General features: G+C 45.0%; 15 protein-coding genes and 1 pseudogene. 10 read left to right on the forward strand and 6 right to left on the reverse strand.

All coding sequences use genetic code 11. From position 1 onward, the window contains the following. Positions 1-149 precede the first annotated feature (149 nt). From helD to ABEW32_RS21100, 4 genes are all read left to right on the forward strand, one after another. Positions 150-2,528 (forward strand): RNA polymerase recycling motor HelD, encoded by a 2,379-nt coding sequence (gene helD, locus ABEW32_RS21085; protein ID WP_430191462.1) that lies wholly within the window; start codon positions 150-152, stop codon positions 2,526-2,528. A gap of 85 nt (positions 2,529-2,613) precedes the next feature. Continuing rightward, entirely contained in the window at positions 2,614-4,455 is a 1,842-nt protein-coding gene (locus tag ABEW32_RS21090) for an adenine deaminase (RefSeq protein WP_430191464.1), read from the forward strand. Between the two features lie 122 nt (positions 4,456-4,577). Further along, a complete protein-coding gene (locus ABEW32_RS21095) occupies positions 4,578-5,159 on the forward strand; it encodes a Crp/Fnr family transcriptional regulator (RefSeq protein ID WP_430191466.1) in 582 nt (193 codons plus the stop codon). A gap of 81 nt (positions 5,160-5,240) precedes the next feature. Further along, positions 5,241-5,582: a darcynin family protein gene (locus ABEW32_RS21100; protein WP_430191468.1), complete on the forward strand. Its 342-nt coding sequence runs from the start codon at positions 5,241-5,243 to the stop codon at positions 5,580-5,582. 138 nt (positions 5,583-5,720) lie between these two features. Here the strand turns inward: ABEW32_RS21100 and ABEW32_RS21105 are convergent. Next, positions 5,721-6,570: pseudogene (locus ABEW32_RS21105) on the reverse strand (copper amine oxidase N-terminal domain-containing protein). Positions 6,571-6,813: 243 nt separating this feature from the next. Between ABEW32_RS21105 and ABEW32_RS21110 the strand changes: the two are divergent. Both ABEW32_RS21110 and ABEW32_RS21115 read left to right on the forward strand, forming a co-directional pair. Further along, the gene (locus ABEW32_RS21110; protein WP_430191470.1) at positions 6,814-8,091 is read left to right on the forward strand and encodes an ABC transporter substrate-binding protein; all 1,278 of its coding nucleotides are present in this window, start codon (positions 6,814-6,816) and stop codon (positions 8,089-8,091) included. A gap of 1 nt (position 8,092) precedes the next feature. After that, entirely contained in the window at positions 8,093-9,826 is a 1,734-nt protein-coding gene (locus ABEW32_RS21115) for a methyl-accepting chemotaxis protein (RefSeq protein ID WP_430191472.1), read from the forward strand. Positions 9,827-9,892: 66 nt separating this feature from the next. On the opposite strand, the gene ABEW32_RS21120 is transcribed toward ABEW32_RS21115, so the two are convergent. Continuing rightward, positions 9,893-11,167: an oligosaccharide MFS transporter gene (locus tag ABEW32_RS21120; protein WP_430191473.1), complete on the reverse strand. Its 1,275-nt coding sequence runs from the start codon at positions 11,165-11,167 to the stop codon at positions 9,893-9,895. A 556-nt stretch (positions 11,168-11,723) separates the two neighbouring features. Between ABEW32_RS21120 and brnQ the strand changes: the two genes are divergently transcribed. Further along, complete coding sequence (gene brnQ / locus ABEW32_RS21125) at positions 11,724-13,076, forward strand: branched-chain amino acid transport system II carrier protein (RefSeq protein ID WP_430191475.1); 1,353 nt, start codon at positions 11,724-11,726, stop codon at positions 13,074-13,076. 20 nt (positions 13,077-13,096) lie between these two features. Here brnQ and ABEW32_RS21130 read toward each other — a convergent pair whose 3' ends face one another. Next, positions 13,097-14,017, reverse strand: coding sequence for an AraC family transcriptional regulator (locus tag ABEW32_RS21130; protein ID WP_430191477.1), 921 nt, complete (start codon positions 14,015-14,017; stop codon positions 13,097-13,099). 181 nt (positions 14,018-14,198) lie between these two features. Between ABEW32_RS21130 and yicI the strand changes: the two genes are divergently transcribed. After that, positions 14,199-16,523 carry an alpha-xylosidase gene (yicI, locus tag ABEW32_RS21135; protein WP_430191479.1) on the forward strand — a complete coding sequence of 775 codons (2,325 nt, stop codon included), beginning with the start codon at positions 14,199-14,201 and terminating at the stop codon, positions 16,521-16,523. Positions 16,524-16,668: 145 nt separating this feature from the next. Here the strand turns inward: yicI and ABEW32_RS21140 are convergent, their stop codons facing one another. After that, positions 16,669-17,622, reverse strand: a complete 954-nt coding sequence (locus ABEW32_RS21140; protein ID WP_430191481.1) for a serine hydrolase domain-containing protein — start codon at positions 17,620-17,622, stop codon at positions 16,669-16,671. Between the two features lie 275 nt (positions 17,623-17,897). On the opposite strand from ABEW32_RS21140, the gene ABEW32_RS21145 reads away from it, so the two are divergent. Both ABEW32_RS21145 and ABEW32_RS21150 read left to right on the forward strand, forming a co-directional pair. After that, the gene (locus ABEW32_RS21145; protein WP_430191483.1) at positions 17,898-19,616 is read left to right on the forward strand and encodes a methyl-accepting chemotaxis protein; all 1,719 of its coding nucleotides are present in this window, start codon (positions 17,898-17,900) and stop codon (positions 19,614-19,616) included. A 90-nt stretch (positions 19,617-19,706) separates the two neighbouring features. After that, on the forward strand, positions 19,707-21,023 hold the full coding sequence (locus ABEW32_RS21150) for an MFS transporter (protein WP_430191485.1): 1,317 nt from the start codon (positions 19,707-19,709) through the stop codon (positions 21,021-21,023). Between the two features lie 103 nt (positions 21,024-21,126). On the opposite strand, the gene ABEW32_RS21155 is transcribed toward ABEW32_RS21150, so the two are convergent. After that, positions 21,127-22,326, reverse strand: coding sequence for an MFS transporter (locus ABEW32_RS21155; protein ID WP_430191487.1), 1,200 nt, complete (start codon positions 22,324-22,326; stop codon positions 21,127-21,129). Position 22,327: 1 nt separating this feature from the next. Beyond that, positions 22,328-22,783: a MarR family winged helix-turn-helix transcriptional regulator gene (locus ABEW32_RS21160; protein ID WP_430191489.1), complete on the reverse strand. Its 456-nt coding sequence runs from the start codon at positions 22,781-22,783 to the stop codon at positions 22,328-22,330. Positions 22,784-22,942: the final 159 nt, after the last annotated feature.

The raw sequence follows: 22,942 nt of genomic DNA on the forward strand, positions 1-22,942 counted from the left end.
ACACTTCTTGTTACATTATAGCATGCTTCAAAGGATTAGTCAATTTTCCCGGATCAGGGGGATGCAATGAGTATCCCCAGGTTCATAATAGAGCATAGTTTGTACGCAAGGGAGCCCTGCGCGGAGCAGGAGGAAACGGAACAGGAGCGATGTCAGTGACTACTGAGCAGCAATGGAATGAGGAACAACGAAGAGTAGAAGATGTGACCGCAGTAATTGGCGGACGTATTCGGAAGCTGGAGACAGAGGTTGGTTCTGTGCGCGGCGATGTCGTCGATATGCGTAAAGACTTCTGGGATGAGGTAACGATCAATTTCAGTGAAGCGGATGATGTGGGCGAGACATCCACCAGTTTGCGTCAGCAGTCTGAGATTTTATCTGAGCGGGAACGAAGACACAAGCATTCCACTGAGGCGTTAGGCCGTTTGAAAAAGTTGCTTGATTCACCATATTTTGCACGTATTGATTTTGCTGAGGAAGGGCAGACTGCGGAGCGTATTTATCTGGGGATTGCCTCGCTGCTGGATAATCAGGATGAGGAATTTCTGATCTACGACTGGCGTGCGCCTATTTCGAATCTTTATTACGATAACATGCCAGGCCCCGCTTCTTATAAGACTCCGGCAGGGGAGATGGAAGGAGAACTGACGCTCAAACGCCAATTCTCGATCCGTGATGGGCAGATCCGCTTTATGTTCGATACAGGGGTGACCATCGGAGACGAACTTCTTCAAGCCGTATTAAGCCGGAGCTCGGATGCTCAAATGAAAAGTATTGTCGCTACCATTCAAAAGGAGCAGAATCGCATCATCCGTGATGATCGAAGCCGTATGCTTATTGTTCAGGGGGCGGCAGGAAGCGGCAAAACCTCTGCTGCGCTTCAGAGAGTGGCGTATTTGCTATATAAGTACCGGGATCGCTTGCGAGCGGATCAGGTCGTGTTATTTTCGCCAAACCCCATGTTCAACAGTTATGTTTCGACAGTATTGCCTGAATTGGGTGAGGAAAATATGCTTCAGGCCACGTTTCAGGAATATTTGGAACGGCGTTTGGGCCGGGAGTTTCAATTGGAAGATCCGTTTGAGCAGCTTGAATATGTGCTATCAGCGTCATCACAGCCTGGGTATGAAGCTAGAATAGAAGGTATCCGCTTTAAGTCGTCCAAGACGTTTTTACATGTGATTACAGGCTACAAGGCGCACCTGGAAAAGGAGGGAATGCGATTTAAGCCTGTCCGGTTTCAGGGACGTGAGGTGATTTCAGTAGAGCAAATGGCAAGCAAGTTTTATGAATTTGACTCGGCTGTACGCCTGGCCAATCGATTGGAGTTGCTGCGCGATTGGATGCTCAAGGAGCTGGCCCGCTTTGGCAAGGAAGAATGCGCCGCACCTTGGGTGGACCAGCAGATGGATCTGATGGAGCCAGAGGATTATCAGCGTGCATATAATCGCATGCGCCGTAAATCCAAAAATAAAGGCGATACCTTCGACGATTTTACACGTGAAAGAGAAATATTGGCGCGTATGGTGGTCAGTGACCGCTTAAAGCCCCTGCGCAAGTGGATTAAGGCGCTTCGCTTTGTGGACACCACCCGCTTATACAGCGAGCTGTTTATGAATGAGACGCTATTAAGTCAGTTGTCTAATCATGCAGAGCTGCCTGTCCACTGGAGTGAAATTAGTCGGCAAACCCTAAAACGCATTCAGGCTGGAGAATTAGCATATGAGGATGTGACGCCCTTTTTATACTTGCGTGAGCTGATGCTGGGCTTCCGTTCCAATAGCAACATCCGTCATGTGTTTATTGATGAGGCACAGGACTATTCACCCTTCCAGCTTGCCTTCTTCAAACGATTATTTCCACAGGCTAAAATGACGGCACTGGGTGATTTTAATCAGGCCATCTATGCTCATGCTTCGGTGCTTCAGGATGCGGAACCGTTGTATGACCTGTATGGAGCAGAACAGACCGAGATGATCTCCCTGACACGCAGCTATCGCTCAACACAAGAGATTGTAGAGTTTACCCGGGGAATGGTAGCAGGAGGGGAGCATATTGTTCCGTTTAACCGTAAGGGGGAGAAGCCACTTGTAACCGAGGTGAACTCGCGTGACAAGCTGCATCAACTGATTGCAGAGAATGTCACCAAATTGCTGGCAGAAGGCTACGAATCCATCGCGGTGATCTGTAAAAATGCTGGTGAAAGCGCGGCAGCCTACGAAGCACTGGAAGGCCATTTGCCAGTAAAGCCGAAATTAATTAAGAAAACAACCCCTGCTTTTGAAAAGGGGATTCACATTATTCCGGCCTATCTGGCGAAAGGCGTGGAGTTTGATGCGGTTCTCATTTATGACGGATCGGCTCAAGAGTATCAGCGTGAGAGTGAGCGTAAATTGTTTTACACCGCTTGTACGCGAGCAATGCATTTGCTGCATATATATAGCATAGGGGAGATTACGCCCTTCGTGAGTACACAGGAATCAGATACGTATACCCGTAAAGTGGAGGAAAGTGACCGTGTTCTCTAGCGGCGGCTGGCATTATTGAGCGTATTCCAGTAACATAAGCAAATAGCCAAACAGGTTAGAAGCATAAACGGAGGTTACAAACGTAATGGACATGAAGAGAGTATTTCAACGCCCGCCGCTGGCGGACTGTGTACCCGATCTGATAGCTACAGCTAGAGGGGAGCGCAAGGCATCGCTGGTGATCCGCGGAGGAACGCTGGTCAATGTGGTATCGGGCGAATTGTTACCAGGCATGTCTATTGCTGTGCAAGGCTCGCGTATCGCGTACGTCGGTAGAGACGTTAGCCATACGATTGGAGAAGATACCGTAATCATTGAAGCGGAAGACCGTTATATGGCACCCGGTTTACTGGACGGGCATTGCCATATCGAAAGCACGCAGCTCACCGTAACGGAGTTTGCAAAGGCTGTACTGCCGTTGGGAGTGACGGGCGGTTTTTTTGACCCCCATGAAATTTCCAATGTGCTGGGTCTAAAAGGACTTCGTCTGATGCTGGACGAAGCTCGCACGACACCGCTGGCAGCTTACATGCAGGTAGCTTCATGCGTGCCTTCCACAGGCCCGGACCTGGAAACGACCGGCGCCTCTTTCGGTCCGGCGGAAGTCGCAGAGGCTCTAAGCTGGGGACCGGATATGATCGGGCTGGGCGAAGTTATGAATTTCCCTGGCGTCGTCTATGGCGACGATGTGATGATCGGGGAAATTCAGGCTACGCTTCGCACTGGCAAGGTGGCGGATGGCCATTTTACATGGGCCTCCGATGATTGGCGGCTGCCGGTCTATGCAGCCGCGGGAATTACGGGCGATCACGAATGTGTCACGCCCGAGGATGTAGCCGAGCGTATCCGGCTCGGCATGTATGCCAAGATGCGGCAGGGCTCCGCATGGCATGATGTGGCCGAGACGATCCGTGCCAGCACGGAAATGGGGCTTGATACGCGTCGCATGATGCTGGTGACGGATGATCGCAGCGCGGAATCCCTGCTCCATGAAGGGCAGATGGACTTCGTGGTGCGTCATGCGATTGCGCAAGGCGTTAAGCCTGTAACTGCCTTTCAGATGGCAACGCTGAATACGGCAGAGCGCTTCGGCGTAGCACGGGACATTGGCTCGATTATTCCCGGTGCGATTGCCGATATTATCTTGCTTGATGGCCGCTTGGCCGAAGTGAATGTGACGGCTACCATTGCAGCAGGCCAGCTGGTCGCCGAGTATGGACAAATGGTCGCTGATTGGGAGAGCTTCGTTTATCCTGCGGAAGTGATGGACACGGTCCATTTGGGACGAGAGCTCAATACTACAGATTTCCGGATTGCAGCTCCAGTACAGGAAGGAAATATACCTGTACGGGTAATTCGTGTCACAGAAAATCATGTGGATACGAAGGAAGTTCGGATGACTGTTCCGGTGCGTGATGGCGAAATCACATCCGATCCTGCACAGGACTTGTGCAAAATCGCTGTTTTCGAGCGACATCATGCCAGTGGCAGCCATGCGGTGGCACTTGTGACAGGCGTCGGCTTCACCGAGCCGGCCGCAATTGCCATGACTGTAGCGCATGATAGCCACAATCTGCTCGTCATTGGCAATGATGACGAACTCATGACTCAGGCGGCGAAGCAGGCCGTCGCCCTGCGTGGCGGGGTGGTGGTCGTATCCGCCTCGGGTGAGACGCGCTTCCCGCTCCCGATCGCTGGGCTGATGTCCCCAGCTCCGTTTGCAGAGGTGGCTGCGCAGTCCGAAAGCATCAGCCGGGCACTTCAGCAATCCGGCTGCATGCTGAACAACGCGCTGATGACACTGTCGCTGCTCGCACTGGTCGTTATCCCTGAAATTCGCTTGTCGGATCAGGGACTTGTCGTGATCGGAGCCGATGGTATACGCAAGGTATCTCTTTTCGTAGAAGAGGATGCTACGCAAGCCTGATAGAACACGTCGCTGGGGGTTGTCCTGCAGGTCTACCCAGACCTGAGGGATATCCCCTGTTTTTTATATAGTCCGCAAGGTATCTTTATTCCTTAATCAACGTTTTGTGGGGTGGTGAGAAGATGCAATTATATTATCGTTCATTAGAAAAAATGGCTCATCAAGCCTCGATTATAGATCAGGATTGGAGCAGGTTTGTAGAGCAAACCCGAGTGAGGCATGTTCAGCAGGGAACGGTTCTCATTGAAACCGGCGACCTTGTAAAACATGCTTATTTTTGCTCAGAGGGATTATTCCGTTTGTTTTATACATTGGCAGATGGTAGAGAATACAATGTTGGTTTTTCGCCTGAAGATGATTATGTAACCTCTTATGGCGCTATGATCCAAGGTAAACCATCCGCTTTTACGATTGAGGCAATGGAAAATTCAGTAGTTATTGAGATTCCATATCACGTACTGAAGGAACTTATGGATACAAGCCACATGTGGGAAAGGTTCGTGCGCAAGAGTGTAGAAAGATTATACATTCGAAAAGAGGAACGGGAACGAGAATTGTTGTATCTTTCTGCTAGGGAACGTTATGATGCCTTTCTTCTCAAGTACCCCGGATTGGACAAACGGGTTGCACAATATCATATAGCTTCGTACATAGGTGTATCCCCCGTCTCACTGAGTCGTTTGCTGCGCACTAATCCGCATTAACCTATGTTAATGAGCTTTGCAGACAAGCAGCGTACAATAACGATACATCCATTCAAGCGTTACTAAAAAGGAGACAGGCATATGCGTTATATGATGATTGTATTATTGGAATTTTATCCTTCCTGGCTGGCACTGCCCCGGGAAGAACGTCGGAAATATGCGGGGGCATTGCAGACTCGCATTCAGAAATATAGCGAACATGTTCAGGTTCGTTTTTTCGATGCAGAAGCGCTGCCTGGAAAGGACTATACGGATTTCGTCGTATGTGAAACGGAGGATATGAAGCAATATCACTATATGTGGGAAGAAATTCGCGATTCAGAGCCGTATACCAAAGGATACATGAAGATTAAAGATGTTTTGATGGGGATGGAAAATGCATTTCAGTCCTATGAGTCTGAAATGCTACAGATGGACAAATAACCCCCCCGTACTCTCTTACGATATAAAAATAAATGTTCAGCTTGTATAGGCTTTAGACAAGGCGAGTTCCCATGCTATTTTTATTCAGCTGGGGATTCGTCTTTAATCTATTCGAAACAATAATAAGACAAAAATGCATTATACAACAGTATTACTTATAATCGTCAGAAAACCATTATTTGTAGCATTATGAATGATCTTATATATGGATTGACTTGCAGTATCGCTAAACAAGTACCACTCATCCTTGGATACATCATGAACCAAAGTCTCAGGGTATTCTTTTAAAAGTTCAGTTGGAAAAGAACGAATTAAAGAATAAACATCATAACGAGCTAAGCTTTTCCCTTTTGAGTCTAAGAAATCGTATTGGGCATTTTTATAATAAGACCCAAGCGTGTCAATAGTGAAGCTCCAAGAGTAGTCTGAAGGGGCTTCGACCTTTTCACCCTTATTTTTTGCAAACATATTATAAATGGTTTTGTTATATGCATTGCCATGAATTTGCTGAACTACGCCGCCCATAATCATATGGTACTCCTGTTGAAGTGCCTTTACTTGTACACCGTTTATGAACAATGGTTCAGTATCAACATTCACTGTAAAGTTGCTGTAATTGACTTTGCAGCCAAACGCCTCTGCCATAAAACGAAGTGATAACATATATGCGATTATTTTTCGTATATGGTTTTACATCAAGCAGTAACTTTTTACCGTTTTTCTCCGCTGTGCTTTTGTTTATTGCTAATTTTACTTTCACATCACTCCTAGCGAGAATAACCTCGGAATCGGACCATTCGACGCTAGCCCCCAAACTTTCACTAATAACACGTAGAGGCACCATGGCTCGATTATTCTTCATTTCGGGCTTCACATCGGATGTAACCGTCACACCGTCAACTTTGATTTGATTTTGTGCTGCATAAGCAGTGGACGATGAAATACATAAAAAGATAGCAAGAAAAGCCCCAAAGAATGCCTTGTTCATAATAGATTGCTCCTTTTTTGATTAATTTGTTGCACAGTAACTTTCCTCCATATTAAGACGCGACTGGATAAAATTTTGTTGCGCTTTCTTATTCATTAACTTAACGTAACAACGAGTTTATACTATTTAATTAATTTGTATATATTTACCAAACGTAAAATTCTAATCTTCCTGAAGAATTATGTCGATAACATTGAATATTGTTCATAAAATTTACAAAGAAAATCTTTAGGGGGAAAGTTAATGAGAAAACAGCTAAAAGTTGCGATTTCTCTAGTATGTTTAATGATGTTTATAGGTTGTTCGGCTTCACCAGTATCACAGCAGACGACCAAGATTACATTTTTGAATTCCAAATCTGAAATAAAAAACCAATTGGAAGAGGTAGCAAAACAATACAATCAAGAGCACCCGGGAGTATCTTTAGAAATTATAACTGCTCCAGAGGGAACGTCTGCATATCAAAAGCTGATGTCAATGTACGGCTCAGGAAGTCCAGCAACGATGTCGATGCTTGACCCGGGCGATACGCAGACATTCCTGGATAAAGCCGTTGATTTAAGTAAAGAGAAGTGGGTAGCCGATACGATAGAAAATGGACTTGATGGCGTTAAGAAAAACGATGCTGTGCTGGGATTTCCATTTGCAGTGGAAGGCTACGGATTAATTTACAATAAGAAAGTGCTGGACAAGGCGACAGGGGGTTCTTTTGATCCTTCTTCGATAAAAAGTAGAGACAGCCTGAACACATTAATGGCTAAGATTCAGAAGTCGGGAGTAGCACCGGTCATGCTTTCACCAATGGACTGGTCTCTCGGCTCTCATCTTTTAGCTCTGTCTTATTCAGTTCAACCCGGGGGTTTTCCAGAGTTTGTTAAAGGTATGCAGAGCAACTCCATCGATTTGTCCCAAAACAGTGTAATGTCTGGATGGGTACAAACTTTAGACCTGCTCAAGGATAACAGCATCAATAAGCACTCGCCTTTGGACAGTACGTATGACGATGGAGCCAAAGCTTTGGGAGAGGGCAAGGTAGGGCTTTGGTTTATGGGCAACTGGGCTTGGAATGGAATAAAGAGCAATGATACGGCAAATGAGGAATACGGTTTTTTGCCTCTTCCGTTAAACGATAATACGGATGATCCCAACAATTCAAAGATTACAGTTGGTGTGACAAAGTATGTATTCATCGACTCCACAACTACCACGCCTCAGCAGCAAGAGGAAGCCAAGAAATTTTTAAACTGGCTGGTATACGAAAAGTCCGGTCAGGAACTTTTGGTCAACAAGGCCAATGTTATACCGGCCTTCAAGAGTATTAACTTGGTGCCTACCGATCCCTTGAGTAAATCGATCAAGTCATATTTGTCGAGCGGAAAGACGCTGCCGTTTATGGCAACACTTCCACCTGATCATGGGGCCATTACAGGAGCATCTATCCAAAGCTACATTAGTGGAAAGATAGATAAGGCTGAGCTGTTGCGCCAAATACGCATATACTGGAAAGCTCAGCAGGGATGATATGAGACCAGTCACGGGAAGGAAGATAAGGGTGTTTAAACTAACGTTAAAGAAAAAAATAATGAGTGCAGCGCTAATACTGGTTGTCGTACTGTCCCTTTCAAGTGTTATAGGCGTCATTAAGATGTCAGAAATGGGAGAGGCTTCTGATAAAGTAAATAACAGGTCTTTACCTGCGGTTATTCTTCTTCAAGGTATGGATAAGCAGATTACAGAAATCGATAGACTCACTGTTCGATTGATACTCGAAGAGGATGAGGCTATTCGCAGCACTTATCAAGAAGAACTAACCAAAGCTACAGCTTCAATGGATAAGAGTGTAAATAAATATCAAAGTTTAGCCTCTACAGCGGAGGAAAAAGAACTGTTCACCAACTTTTATGGTCAGTGGGCAATGTATCTTCGCCATCTAAAGGTGGTTTCCGCTGCCATGGAAGAAAACGACAAAGTGATGGCCTACATGATCGTTCATGGAAATTCTTCTATTTATAAGGCGGCATTAGATGATGTAAATAAACTGAAGGTGCTTAATGAGCAGTATGCCACTGAGGCAGCTAATCAATCGAGTCAATCTTACCATTCAGGTAGACTTTTGATGATTTCTTTGACTATCATATGTACGATCCTTGGCATTATCGGTTCTTTTTTACTGGCTCAATCGTTCACTAAGCCCATATTAAAGATAGCGGAACAGATTAAGCTGGTAACGAGGGGGAACCTGCAAGTGGAACCCCTTAAGGTCCGTTCCAAAGATGAGGTCGGGGAATTGGCATCCGATTTTAATGAAATGTGCGATTCACTGCGTAACCTTTTAAAGGAAGTTGTGGATAATTCCTTACTGGTTGCTTCTACGGCTGAACAGTTAACGGCCAGTGCAGAACAGACAAGCATTGCTACCGAACAGATAGCTATAAGTGCCACTCAAGTCGCAGAGGGATCTCAGACACAGCTTGCAGATATAGCTGAAACGCTGAATTACACAGTAGACGTTTCTAAAAGTGTAGAGAACATAACCAATCGATTTGTGAATGTAGCTAATCTCACAACCCAAGCACAAGAAAAAGCAAACGGTGGGAAAACCCAAATGTCTTCCACTGTCTCTCAAATAAGAGATGTGCATACCAAGGTAACTCAGTCCGCTGAAGTGGTAAATATTCTAGGGGAAAAATCTGCGGAAATTAGGCAGATCACAGCGATGATCAGTGATATAGCAGCGCGAACCAACTTGCTTTCACTCAATGCGAGTATAGAAGCTGCAAGGGCGGGAGAGCAGGGAAAGGGATTTGCGGTTGTTGCTTATGAAGTACGTAATCTGTCAGCACAAGCAAGTGAAGCAACAGGCAAAATTTCCTCTTTGGTCAACGAAATTGCATTAAGAACAGACGAAGTTGTGATTTCAATGAATGAAGGGGTTCAATCTCTAAATGAAGGCATGATACTTGTCGAGGGTGTCGGTAATGTCTTTTCTGAAATTGTTGGCGCTGTTGAAGAAGTGAGCGGTGAGGTAGACACTGCGGCTGTAGAAGCAAGATCCGTAAATGAAGGAACTGCTTCTATGGTAGAATCGATGAAGAAAATTGCTGAAATCTCCGAACGTGCAGCCGATTCTACTCAAACAGTCGCAAGTGTAGTCGAGGAAACTACCGCTTCCATGCAGGAAGTGTCCGCAGGTGCTAACATGCTTGCCAAGCGGGCGGAAGAGATGAATCAAACGGTGTCTGTATTCAAAATTTAACGTAGTTAGCGGTAGTCTTGGACGAGAAAAACAAGTCCTGGACTACCGCTTGCTGTTACTATTAGATTACGAGTGAACGGCTTCCGCTTGTTTAGCAGCTTTTTTCAGATTTTGTTTACGGCGTTCCTCTAGATACCGTTCTCCATTCTTCTTGTCAGCTGTCAGTGTAAAGCAGGAAATGATGGTGAACAGACCTGCAATGGAACCCAAAATAACATAAGTGATTGGGAAATTCAGAACTTCATACATATGTCCGACAATTGGTGAGAACACAGATACTACCAGTGAGCCCATAAACAAATACAGCAGGTACATGGTAGACGATAACCGTTGGTCAAAGTTGACAGTAATGTACTTGAAGATGGCTACCAAAATAAGCGGTTTTTCCAGGGAGTGAATCATCTTCATTGCAGCCACCCATATGGAACCGAACGGCAACGAAGAACCGATAATACGCAATGACATGATCGCTCCGGCAATAATTAATGCCCATTTGGCAGTCGTTTTGTTGACAAACCATGGGGTAACAAACAGGAACACAAATTCTAGGAATACCTGCACAGCGCTCAAATCGCCAAGGAATTGATTTCCCTCTGCTTTGGAACTGAACTGGGAGACGAAATAGGTAGCGAATTGCTGGTCATATACTTCATAAATTTGGGTCACGCCAACCATGAATAGCATTAGAAACCAGAACTTTGTGGTACGTACGAGATGCAGTACATCAATGAGCTTTAACGATTCTGTTTTCTGCTGTTCCTGTCCGGAAATTTCGACCTTGGTCAGGAAGATGCAGATCATGGCAACAACGGCAGATACGGAGGCAATCCAGAAGGTCAGATTTACATTAATATTGATGACCCGTCCTGCAACAAAGGTAGCAGCTGCCCACCCGAGTGAGCCCCACATACGAACTCGTCCGTATTCAAAGCCGTATTTGCGCGACACTTTATCCATATAGGAATCGACGACACCGTTACCTGCATTAAACACCAGGCCGATAAATAGTGCACCGACAATGGCACCAATGACGAACTGCGTTTGAAGCAATGGACCGTACACATAGATAAAAAAGGGTCCGACCAGTAAAAGGATTGTAAAGAGTATGTACAGCAGATGCTTTCTCAAGCCAAGCTTGTCGGATAAGTATCCAAACAGAGGCTGCATGATCAAGGCGACGATAGAGTTAGCCGCGTATAAAAAACCTGTGTAGGTTTCTGAAATTCCCAGGCTTTGTCCCAGCCAAATGACAAAAAAAGACATGGCGGCAGACCATGTAAACAGATAAGCGAAGTTAAAAACGCTTAAAGACCAGTAGTTGCGTTTTGCCAAATTTCTCATGTTTAAGCACCCCTTCAAATTGTAGCTGACCCATGTGCTGACAACGTCATTAAGCATTGTCTGTACTATTAATTGTAAAGATGTATCCATTGAATCCATAGGGCATTTTCCCAAGATTTCCTGTGCTTATTGCAATCAATCGCTGAAGGGTTGTATAGAGGTTTTATTATCTTGTAAGAAATAAGTCCTACGTGTAAAATTCTTTATAGGTCATTGAGCTTATTTAGTAGAAGGAGAAACATGGCAAGAAGCAGAATTGTTCTAAGGTCTGACTGACATGGTCATACTGTTAGGACAATAAATTGCTAAAGCAAGGGGATGAAGGGGTTCTTTCGCAAGTACAAAGTTACTTGAAACCGTGAATGTATATAGAGTATTGTGTAATGATGAGTTATCGAAGCCCACATCTTGAATAATGTTCTTACACCGAGCGGGGAGGGTTAGCGAATGGCTATCCCTACTTGGTGCTGCTATGCCTTATTCACATGTGCTATACAAAATAAAAAGAAAATGAATGATAACAAAATGTTGTGATTTCATGGTTGGAGGATTTGTTATGTCAAAAAGTGTTACTTCGTCCTTTATTATTATTATAGGATCGATGCTATTTGCCTTATTTTTTGGTGCAGGGAATCTAATCTTCCCCCCCATGCTTGGTCAAATGGCCGGCAAGAATGTATGGATAGCCAATGCGGGTTTCTTGGTTACCGGAGTGGGCTTACCGTTACTAGCCATCACTGCCTTTGTTTTTTCAGGAAAAAGCAATTTACAAGCTTTAGCAAGTCGTGTACATCCTTTATTCGGGATTGTCTTTACCACGGTTCTTTATTTAGCCATTGGCCCTTTATATGCAATTCCAAGAACCGGTAGCGTGTCGTTTGAAATTGGAGTAAGACCTTTTTTTTCTAACGGTGCAGATCATCCTGTCGCACTTGTGGTATTTACAATTCTTTTTTTTGGAGTTGCCTGCTTGTTATCACTGAACCCTACAAAAATTATTGATGTCATCGGAAAGTTTTTAACACCTATTAAATTGACATTCATTGGAATCCTTGTGGCTGTAGCACTTATTCACCCCATAGGAGCATTCCAAGCACCTGCTGAAGGGTATACTTCGCACGTCTTTTTCAAAGGCTTTCAAGAAGGTTATTTAACATTGGATGCTCTGGTAGCCTTTATTTTTGGCATTATCATCGTAAATGCAATTAAGGAAAGAGGAGTTACTACCAAAAAAGAGCTGATGATTATTTGTGCCAAATCGATAACCATTGCGGTTACCCTCTTAGCATTTATCTATACGTCTCTTGCCTACATGGGAGCTTCAAGTGTTGAAAAACTGGGTGTTTTAGAAAATGGGGCTGAGGTGTTAGCCAAAGTTTCATCCTATTATTTTGGATCTTATGGTTCCATTTTATTAGGCTTAATGATTACAGTAGCGTGTTTAACGACAAGCGTAGGGCTTATTACGTCCTGTTCTTCCTTTTTTCATACATTATTTCCAAAGATCTCTTATAAAAGAATTGCTCTCATGCTATCTATCTTTAGTATGATTGTAGCGAATATAGGTTTAACACAGCTCATTAAGGTTTCAACACCAGTATTAATCGCAATATATCCTATTGCTATTTCTCTAATATTTTTAACCTTTTTACATCCTGTATTTAAAGGAAAGTCAGAAGTATATCAAGGCAGCTTAATATTAACCTTCATTATTAGTCTGTTTGACGGCTTGAATGCCGCTGGAATTAAAGTCAAAGGAATTAATGACTTTTTCACTGAAATCCTCCCATTATATGATGTGGGGTTAGGCTGGTTAGTTCCCTCGATTGTAGGCGGAATCGCGGGCTATATAGTTTACTATATTAAGCGAAGAAAAATCGTCCTCATACTTATGAAGCCCAAAAAATAAAAAAATCAAAATCATGCATTTTAGTCTGTTATAGAAGGGACAGCAAGCGCCTGATCTGCTTCGTGCTGCTTGCGGTATAGTGAAGGAGTCAGGCCGTTCCATTTTTTAAAGGTTGCAATAAAATAGCTTAGATTTTCAAATCCCACCTCCAGTGCAATATCAACTACTTTGCGGTCACTTTGCTCCAGCAACCTGCAAGCCTTCTGAATCCGCTGATAATTGATATATTCAACCGGGCTCTTCTGCACCATCTGCTTGAAGAAACGACAGAAATGTCCCTCACTCATCCCAACCTCATCTGAGATCTCTCGCAAACGAATGGGCTCATGTGCATGACTGTTGATGTACGCCAGTGCTTTTTTGATCCGTTCGACCTTGTTGCGTTGACTCGCCATAATTACGTCTTCTCCGTTAGCCGGAGTCATATGCGGGAACAGGCAGGCGATTATGCTATAAAGTTGTGCTTTGGTGAACAGCTCACGGGCAGGCGCATTCTGTTCATGACTAACGATAATACGTTTCAACGCAGTCAATAGCTCCTGCTCCCAAGGCTGCACACCGCGAATATGAGGGGGAGGGACGAGCTTTTTATTGATAAACGGTTCAATAAACTGCGTCTGAACTGTGTCTTGTGTGCGGCTGTGTAGCATGTCGGGGTGAAACACCACCGCGGAGAACACACAGCGAGGGCTTTTTTGTAAATAACCGGCATGCAGCTCGCCGCTGTTTACAAAAAGGGCTTCGCCCTCGCTAACCTCTGTATAGACCATATCCGTCTGAAATACAGCGCTCCCCTGTTCCACGACGATGAACTCCATTTCTTCATGCCAATGGGACTCCAATATACTATTTCCGTTCAACTGCTCTACGCTCGGATATACGCTGACCGGATACATAGGATTTCCGTGAATACGGTTTTCTCGTAACATTTCCCTCTGCATTTCAATGATTCCCTTCCGCAAATTGATTTATATAAAAAACATCAAAATATTGATACTAAACGTCAAAATAAAAGAAGTAAACCCTTCCATAAATCAATATTATTATATTAAGGATTTCGAAAAAATCCAATAAGCGATTTGAAATCAAGGAATATAAAAGTTGAGATGGAGGAAGAGACAGATGAAATTTACTGATGGCTATTGGTTGGTTCGTAAGGGCTATGAAATACAAAATCCTGCTGACATCCGTGATATTGTGACGGACGATGCTTCCATGACGGTATATGCAGCAACCCACCGGATCGAGCACAAAGGGGATACGCTGAATGGAGCGTTACTGAAAGCGACCTACAGCTCTCCTATGCCGAATGTTATTCGCGTGCGTCTGAACCATCACAAAGGACGGGTGCATCATGGACCGGATTTTGAAATTCACACCTTGCCAACAGAAGTAGACATTACAGTGGGTGAGGACGTAGCGGTGCTGAAAAGCGGCGATCTGAGTGTGCGAGTCGGTCGTGGAAAGAGCTGGGACGTAGGCTTTTATGTCCAGGATCGTAAAGTCACAGGTAGTGGACATCGGGGACCCGGCTATATTACAGACCCGCAAAACCAGCCTTTTTTTCGGGAGCAGCTGGAGCTGGGCATGGGGGAGTACGTATACGGTCTTGGTGAACGGTTCACTCCGTTTGTGAAAAATGGTCAGGTGGTTGATATCTGGAATGAAGATGGCGGAACTAGCAGTGAACAGGCATACAAAAACATTCCATTTTATTTATCCAACAAAGGGTACGGTGTATTCGTCAATCATCCAGAAAAGGTATCCTATGAGATTGCCTCGGAAAATGTTTCAAAGGTACAGTTTAGCGTTGCCGGCGAATCGCTAGAGTATTTTATTATTGGTGGAGCTAATCCTAAAGAGGTGCTGGACAATTACACCAAGCTGACAGGTAAGCCCGCATTGCCACCAGCCTGGACCTTTGGTTTGTGGCTGACCACTTCGTTCACAACGGATTATGATGAAGCGACCGTAAACCATTTTGTGGACGGAATGGCTGAGCGGGATCTGCCGCTCTCGGTATTCCATTTTGACTGCTTCTGGATGAAGGAATACCAATGGTGTGATTTCCAGTGGGATCAAGATATGTTCCCAGATCCGGAAGGCATGCTGCAAAGATTGAAGGCTAAGGGTCTCAAAATTTGCGCATGGATTAATCCGTATATTGCAGAAAAATCCATTTTGTTTGATGAAGGCATGGAAAATGGCTACCTGGTCAAAACAGCCGATGGCAGCGTATGGCAATGGGACATGTGGCAGGCAGGAATGGGATTGGTTGACTTCACGAATCCAGCTGCTGTCGCATGGTACCAGGATAAGCTGAAGGTGCTGATTGATCAAGGCGTGGATTGCTTCAAAACCGACTTTGGTGAGCGTATTCCAACAGATGTAGTTTATTATGATGGCTCTAATCCAATGAAAATGCATAACTACTATACGCATTTGTACAACAAAGCTGTGTTTGAGGTGCTGGAGGAAAAGCTGGGTAAAAATGAAGCTGCATTATTTGCACGTTCTGCTACAGCCGGGGGACAACAGTTCCCAGTACACTGGGGCGGAGACTGCTCGTCCACATATGAGTCGATGGCAGAATCCTTGCGGGGCGGATTGTCGCTTGGCTTGAGTGGTTTTGGCTTTTGGAGCCATGATATTAGCGGCTTTGAACTTACGGCTGCGCCGGACTTATACAAACGATGGGTACAATTTGGCCTGTTATCCTCTCATAGCCGTCTACACGGAAATGTGTCGTACCGTGTTCCTTGGCTGTTTGACGAAGAGTCTGTCGACGTAGTGCGCAGCTTTACCAAGCTCAAATGCTCGCTGATGCCACACCTGTATGCTTCTGCTGTGGAATCTTCGGTGAAGGGACTGCCGATGATGCGGGCTATGGTACTGGAGTTCCCACAGGACCCTACCTGTGCAACGCTGGATCTACAATACATGCTGGGGGATTCCATATTAGTAGCCCCGATCTTTAATAAAGAAGGCAATGTACAGTATTATGTACCAGAGGGTCAATGGACGAATTTGCTAACCAATGAAACTGTATCTGGCGGTCGCTGGGTTAACGAGCAACATGATTTTACAACCTTGCCTGTGCTCGTGAAGCCAAACACATTGCTGGCCATCGGTCATGAGGATCGTCGTCCGGATTATGATTATGCAGATCAAGTGGCGCTGCACTTGTTTGAGCTAGGTGAAGGGCAACAGGCTCGCACGGTTATCGTGAATACGTCAGGCGATGAAGAGCTCACGGTTACTGCCAGCCGCAAGGATTCAGTCATCACAGTGAAGGCTGAAGGTGCTGCTAAACCGTGGTCGTTAGTATTACGCGGTATCCACGAGGCTGTTCAAGTGGAAGAAGGCAGTAGTCTGGCGGGAGAACAGGGAGTAATTATTACACCAGCCTCCAGCGGACAGCAAGTGCTCACTATTCACTTGGGATAGGTCAGGAGTTCATCCGTGGATGGATAGTTTAATAATGTAGCGATTATATTGCGAATAAAAAGGGCTTGCCTGATACAAACCAGGCAGGCTCTTTTTGATGTTGCATCTGATAGAAAATGTTTTCAACCTTGCTTAATGCTATTCCCTATGCATTCTCTTGAAGTAGTAGTGGTACAAGGTGCTGCCGGAAAATATCCACAGGATTCCGTTTCTTCTTAAACTTATCAGCCGTGAGGACAACTACCAAGTCATAAGACGGGACGACAATAATATATTGCCCACCAAAACCGAGTGCGTAATAATAGTCCGTTGCCGTTCCTGCCTCTCTCTCATCTGAGAAGGAAGAAGCCCACCAGTGACAGCCATAATATGCTTTTTGTGGTTTGGAGGCTGGAAGGAATGGACGAGTCGAATATCGGACAGTCTCTGTCTGGATAATCTGCCGTCCTTCCCAGCTTCCTTTATTCAGATAAAGTCGCCCGAATTTGAGCATGTCCAGCGGCCTGAGATGCAGACCAAAGCCTCCGGTATGAGTGCCTTGTGGATCGGTTTCCCAATGATAGCTATGGATACCAAGTGGTTGGAATAATTGCTCCTCGGCAAATTCAGCGACTGTTTGTCCAGAGGCAGAACGCAGCAAGGTCGCCAACAGTTGAGAACAGCCAGAGCTGTACTCCATTCGTGTACCTGGTATATCCGATAATGGCTGTGAAAGCACAAACTGCACCCAATCGGATGTTTTGCTCATGGTAGGGAAAGAATTTTGTCCTCCAAATTCTGTCCAGTTAAAGCCAGCAGACATTGTCAGCAGGTGTTCAATCGTAATATCACGCTTTCGAGGGTCACTGTCTTTGGCCAGTTGTGGGAAAAATTCGAGGATCGGCGTCTTCGGGTTGGGTATCCGTCGTTGATCCATAGCAATACTAACTAATGCGGAAAGCACGCTTTTAGTACAGGAATTTATTTTATAAAGTTCGTTGGCAAATTGAGGCTCACGGTAATAATCCATGATCATATGACCCTGCTGCTCAATAAGACAGCTACGGGTTTCCAACTCATCAAGCACGTGAATAAGTGGTTTAAGCTCCAGACTTTTCATGTAGATCCTCCTTGAGGCTTATAGCATACCATGACTTAGTATATCATTTTTGACCATCCGAATCTGACAAATACAAACGGATAATAGTTCTTATCTTTTCCCCTAATTTGAATTTTTTTGTTTTTTGATATTAAAAAACATATATATGTTCACTAAACAGACACAAAATTATATAAAAATCTATACACTTTTTCGCTTTCATTTAAAATAACAGGCCAATAAAACGATATATAGTAAGTTGAACATTATATTTAAAACAACTGGGGGACCACTTCATGAACTTAACAATTAAGGCCAAAATGATTCTCAGCGCGATACTGATCCCAAGTGTGATTGCTGCCATGCTGCTGACCAATTACATTTTAAGTGTACATAGTGAGAACGAGTACAAAGATATTATGAATCGTGAAGAGACGATTTCGTATAACTCCAAGTCTCTGCAATTTTTGTTAAATGGGATATCGAATGATGAGCGAGGATATTTGTTGACTCGTGATGAACAGTATGGGAACGAGATTGGAAACAAGCAGAGTGAAATTGCAAAGTTGCTACAAGAGACAGAAGCTTTGCTCAATACAGGCAATGAGGATACAAAGAAAAAGATGACTGAGCTCAAAACAGGAGTTAATTCCTATATGAATCAAGTTCATAGTCTACTGACTACAGCGGGGTATAAGAGTACAAAAGATGATGCTTTTCCGCCATTTTCTGAATTGCTTGATGATTTTGAAAACGAACGGGTTTTGCGCAAGCAACTGGATACCAAGGTAGTAGCATTCGTCAAAGCGCAAGAAGAAATGGTAACGGTGAAAATACAGCAGGCGCATCAAACGATGACGAATACAACTCTGATTACGAGCGTTGTAGGGCTTTTAGTTATTATTTACAGTATTGCTCAATCCATCATTCTGATTCGTTCTATTCGTCCATTACACCATATGAATGAACAGTTGTTGCAAATGTCTCAAGGTGGGGGAGATTTGCGTAGTAGACTGGATATTACGTCTAAAGACGAAATCGGTATGATTGCGAGTTCCTACAACAAGCTCATTGAAGGGTTCCGTACCATTATAGTGGATGCTCAGGATACGGCTCGTACATTAACTGTAACCGCAGAGCGTGTTAACGTCAGTACTGAGGAAATGAATCAGGCCAATCGTCACACTTCCGGTGTAATGGAAGAGCTTGCGACGGGTATGGAGCATCAGGTCGATGATATTACACAAACTACAGATACCATGAAAGAACTTGCCTACGAGTTGGAACAGATTGCTGCCACAAGCGAGCAGGTATATGAATTGTCTGATACGGCTGCTAAAGATGCAGAAGCAGGGGAACAATCGATAGGTCAGGCTATGCGCCAGATGGAAAAGGTAAGCGAAAGTGTAGACAGCTCTGCACGTGCTGTGCGTTCACTTAGTGAACAGGCGGAGCAGATTGGCATGATTGGATCTGTGATTACCGGATTTGCCAAACAGACTGGAATGCTGGCGCTTAACGCGTCCATTGAAGCGGCAAGAGCCGGAGAACAGGGTAAAGGATTTGCTGTTGTGGCCTCTGAGGTAAGAAGGTTGTCCGAGCAGGTATCCGTTTCAGCAGCAGAGATCACACAGTTTGTGCAAAATATTCAGGAGCATGTTGGGCATGTCGCTTCAACCATGCAGTCTGGAACGGTTGAAGTGCAATCTGGGGTAAAGGTCATGCAATCCGCTGAAACTGCATTTCGTCAGATTGGAAGTTCCATTCAACAGGTCAGCGAGCAGATTCACAGTGTAAACCGGTCTGTAGAACAAATGTCCGATGGATCAGAGCGGATGGTGAAGGCGGCGGAACGCATACGTGAAGTAGCAGAGCAGACGGCAGGAGGAACTCAAAGCGTCAGTGCTGCGGCTGAGGAGCAACTGGCCTCCATGGAGGAGATTGCTTCATCCATTCACACCTTGGCGGATATGTCGCAATTGCTGAATGCAAGGGTCGGTGGTTTTAAAGTATAGCCGTATAAATTCCCACCAATGTAAACACAATAACACCTGTTGAGTAAATCTGAACAGCTGTGTTATTACTTTTGCAAAGGTGGTAACGGGATGCAACAAAATAAAGGGAATCTGGTTGCATTAGGTTCCATCCCGCTGATGATGACGCTGGGTAACTCCATGCTGATTCCTGTTTTACCGGAAATCGGACGTAAGCTGCATGTAAGCTCTTTTCGGGTTAGCATGTTGATTACAGTGTATGCGGTGGTGGCCATTTTACTGATACCGATTGCGGGCTATCTATCCGACCGATTCGGCCGAAAAGCGGTAATTGTTCCCTGTCTGATCCTGACTGTGATCGGCGGGGGGATTTCTGCGGCAGGAGCCTGGCTGCTTCATGACTTGGCAGCATACTGGACCATTATTGCAGGTCGTCTACTTCAAGGTGCGGGAGCAGCAGGGGCGTTTCCTATCGTCATTCCGCTTGTGGGCGATCTGTATGAGAATGAGGATGAAGCCAGTAAAAACCTGGGGGTAGTCGAGACCTACAACACATTCGGTAAAGTATTAAGCCCGATCCTCGGTGCTGCATTGGGAGCTGTACTGTGGTTTTTGCCATTGGCAGTGATTCCGGGCCTCTGTCTGATTTCGCTTATTTTGGTAATTTGGCTGATCCATGTCCCCAAGCGTAAGAACCAACCGATTATGTTTCGAGAATTTGTGGGGAATGTGAAGCAGGTGCTTACTGAAAAAGGACGCTGGCTCTATGCTATTTTTGCTATGGGCGGTATTTGTATGTTTGTCATTTTTGGCGTCTTATTTTACCTGTCCGACATATTGGAAAGCCGTTACAAACTTCAGGGAGTCTGGAAGGGCTTTGTGCTGGCCATACCGCTTATTTCCCTCTGCCTCTGCTCTTACTTGGGTGGAAAGATTATTGGGAAGCACAAAAAGCGTATGAAGTGGATCGGCTTTGGCGGTTTGGCTATATTGACGATCAGCTTTGCTATTCTCGGATTTTTCCAACACATTTATATCGTAATCGGCTTGTTTACGTTAGGGGGCGGCGGAATTGGGCTTGCACTCCCTTGTTTGGATGCCCTGATTACCAAGGGAATAGAAAAAGAGGAACGCGGAACCATCACCTCCTTGTATAGTAGCATGCGCTTTGTCGGTGTCTCGCTAGGGCCTCCGGTTGTATCCTTGCTGATTGGTAGCAGTGGACATGGATTGCTCTTTGGCGTCATGGCTGCAGTGGGGGGGATTGCAGCTCTGCTGATGCTGTTTGCGGTCAAGCCAGAGCAGGATGAACCCGCAGGAGACAAATCCAGTGATCGTAAGCAAAAGAGTGAGGGAATAACATACGCATCACGAGAAAAGCCTCTTTCCTCTAAGCTAAGACACAAAACTCCTGCGAAATATAAATGATTTGCAATTAAAAAAGCACCTGCTATCCATGATTAAAGCCATGGAAACAGGTGCTTTTGCTATTTGAGCAAGTATGGATGGATACTCATTTTAGAGAATGGTCTTATCCCTCCAGAGGGACATTTGTTTTAGGCTTGCGGCTTGCGATAATCTGAATGATATAGATCAGTAAGAACAGAACAATAAACAGTGACGAAAGACGGTACATCCACGCATAATCACTTGCTCTGGCGATTACGCCAAGTATAAGCGCTCCAGCTGCGACTCCAAAATCGAGAGAGTTGAGAAACATACCGTTTGCCATACCCCTCTGTTTAGGTGATACGACCTGAATCATCCAGGTTTGCAAGGTTGGCTGCATTACGCCAAAACCGATACCGTAGCAAAGAGCAGACAGGTACATAAAGACATCGCTGTGTGCGTAGGAAAGCAGGATCAGACCGCCGATGAGAAACAGGGAACCGGGGATGAGTAGTGCCTTCGCCCCTTTTTTATCATATATACGGCCCGAGAAGGGACGTACGATCAATACAGATACCGCATTAAACAGGAAAAAGTAAGCCGGATGGGCAAGATTAGCTTCATCCCCATAAAGCGCCATAAAACCGAGCAACCCGCCATATGTGATAGACATCAACATGTTCAACAAGGCGGGGATCCATAATTTACGGTTAAATGCCGGTTTGCGCCCTTCTTCCAGAGGGACCATAGGTGGTTCGATGTGCCCTTTAGGCAGTGTGCGAATGAGCCAGTAAGCCAGAGGGAAAATGACAACAATAACAGCGGATGTCGAATAAGCAAGCAGGTTAAAACTTCCATATTGCAGCATCGAAATGCCGATGGTTGGTCCAATTGACATCGCTAAACTAGTGGACAGACTAAAAAATCCCATTCCTTCACCGAGACGTTTAGGAGGGATGACGTCAGTGACCATGGTTGGAAAGGCGGTGCTGCTCATCCCAAAGCCAATCCCGAACAACATGCGCATGAGCAGAAGTACCGCAATCGTCGGTGAAACACTGTATCCCAACGTTCCTGCTAATGCAAGCAGCAGTCCAACGAAGATCAGGGCGCTACGATGTCCTTTTTCCAGCATGCGTGCCGAAAAAAGCCTTGCTACAATTGCGCTTAGTGCAAACAAAGTCGTAACGAGGCTGACCTGAACGGGAGAAGCATGGAATGCATTTTTTACATAGGAAGGAATGGAAGATACAATCATCTGTAGTTCCAGAAACAAAAATAAGTTGGAAACCGTAAGAACGATAAATTCCTTGGTCCAAAGAGGTTGCTTGCCTTGTTGCATATTAATCGTTCTCTCCTTGTTTTTCTGATTCAGTCATGTTGGTATGAATTTGTAAAAGCGTTTGGCGGAATTGCTTCAGATCTGCAGAGGAAATTCCTTTTACAAAATCGTGGTTGGCATCTCGTTCGACGGGGAGAGTCTCCTTCACAAGCTGTCGGCCTGCTTCAGTCAAATGAAGCAAATAAGCCCGGCGATCCTGTGGGCTGTTCACACGCTGCACCCAGCCCTTCTTGTCCAACAAATCAATAATACGAGTCGTGGTGGGCTGGTCCTTTACAGCCTTAGCTGCAATTTCTTTCTGATTTAAACCCTCGGCCTGATAGATTTGGTACAAAACCGACCATTGTTCCGGGGAAATATCATGAGGTTTAAGCCGATGCGAGAGCTGTTGACTCATTTTGCGATGGGTGATCCCAAGCAACATCCCAATAGAGCAATCGGGAGGTAAATTGTTCATATGACACTCCTTTCTAATTTTCCGTATAGGATACTTCGAAATTAATTAGTTGTTATAACAATTATATGGACGACAAGTTATTTTGTCAAAAGAAGTTGTGCAGTGTTTTGTAAACATACGCTCCTTTTCCACTTTACTTTTACTTGTCTAAGCGGGAAA

Source organism: Paenibacillus jamilae, from assembly GCF_050482105.1.
Lineage (GTDB): Bacteria > Bacillota > Bacilli > Paenibacillales > Paenibacillaceae > Paenibacillus > Paenibacillus jamilae_B.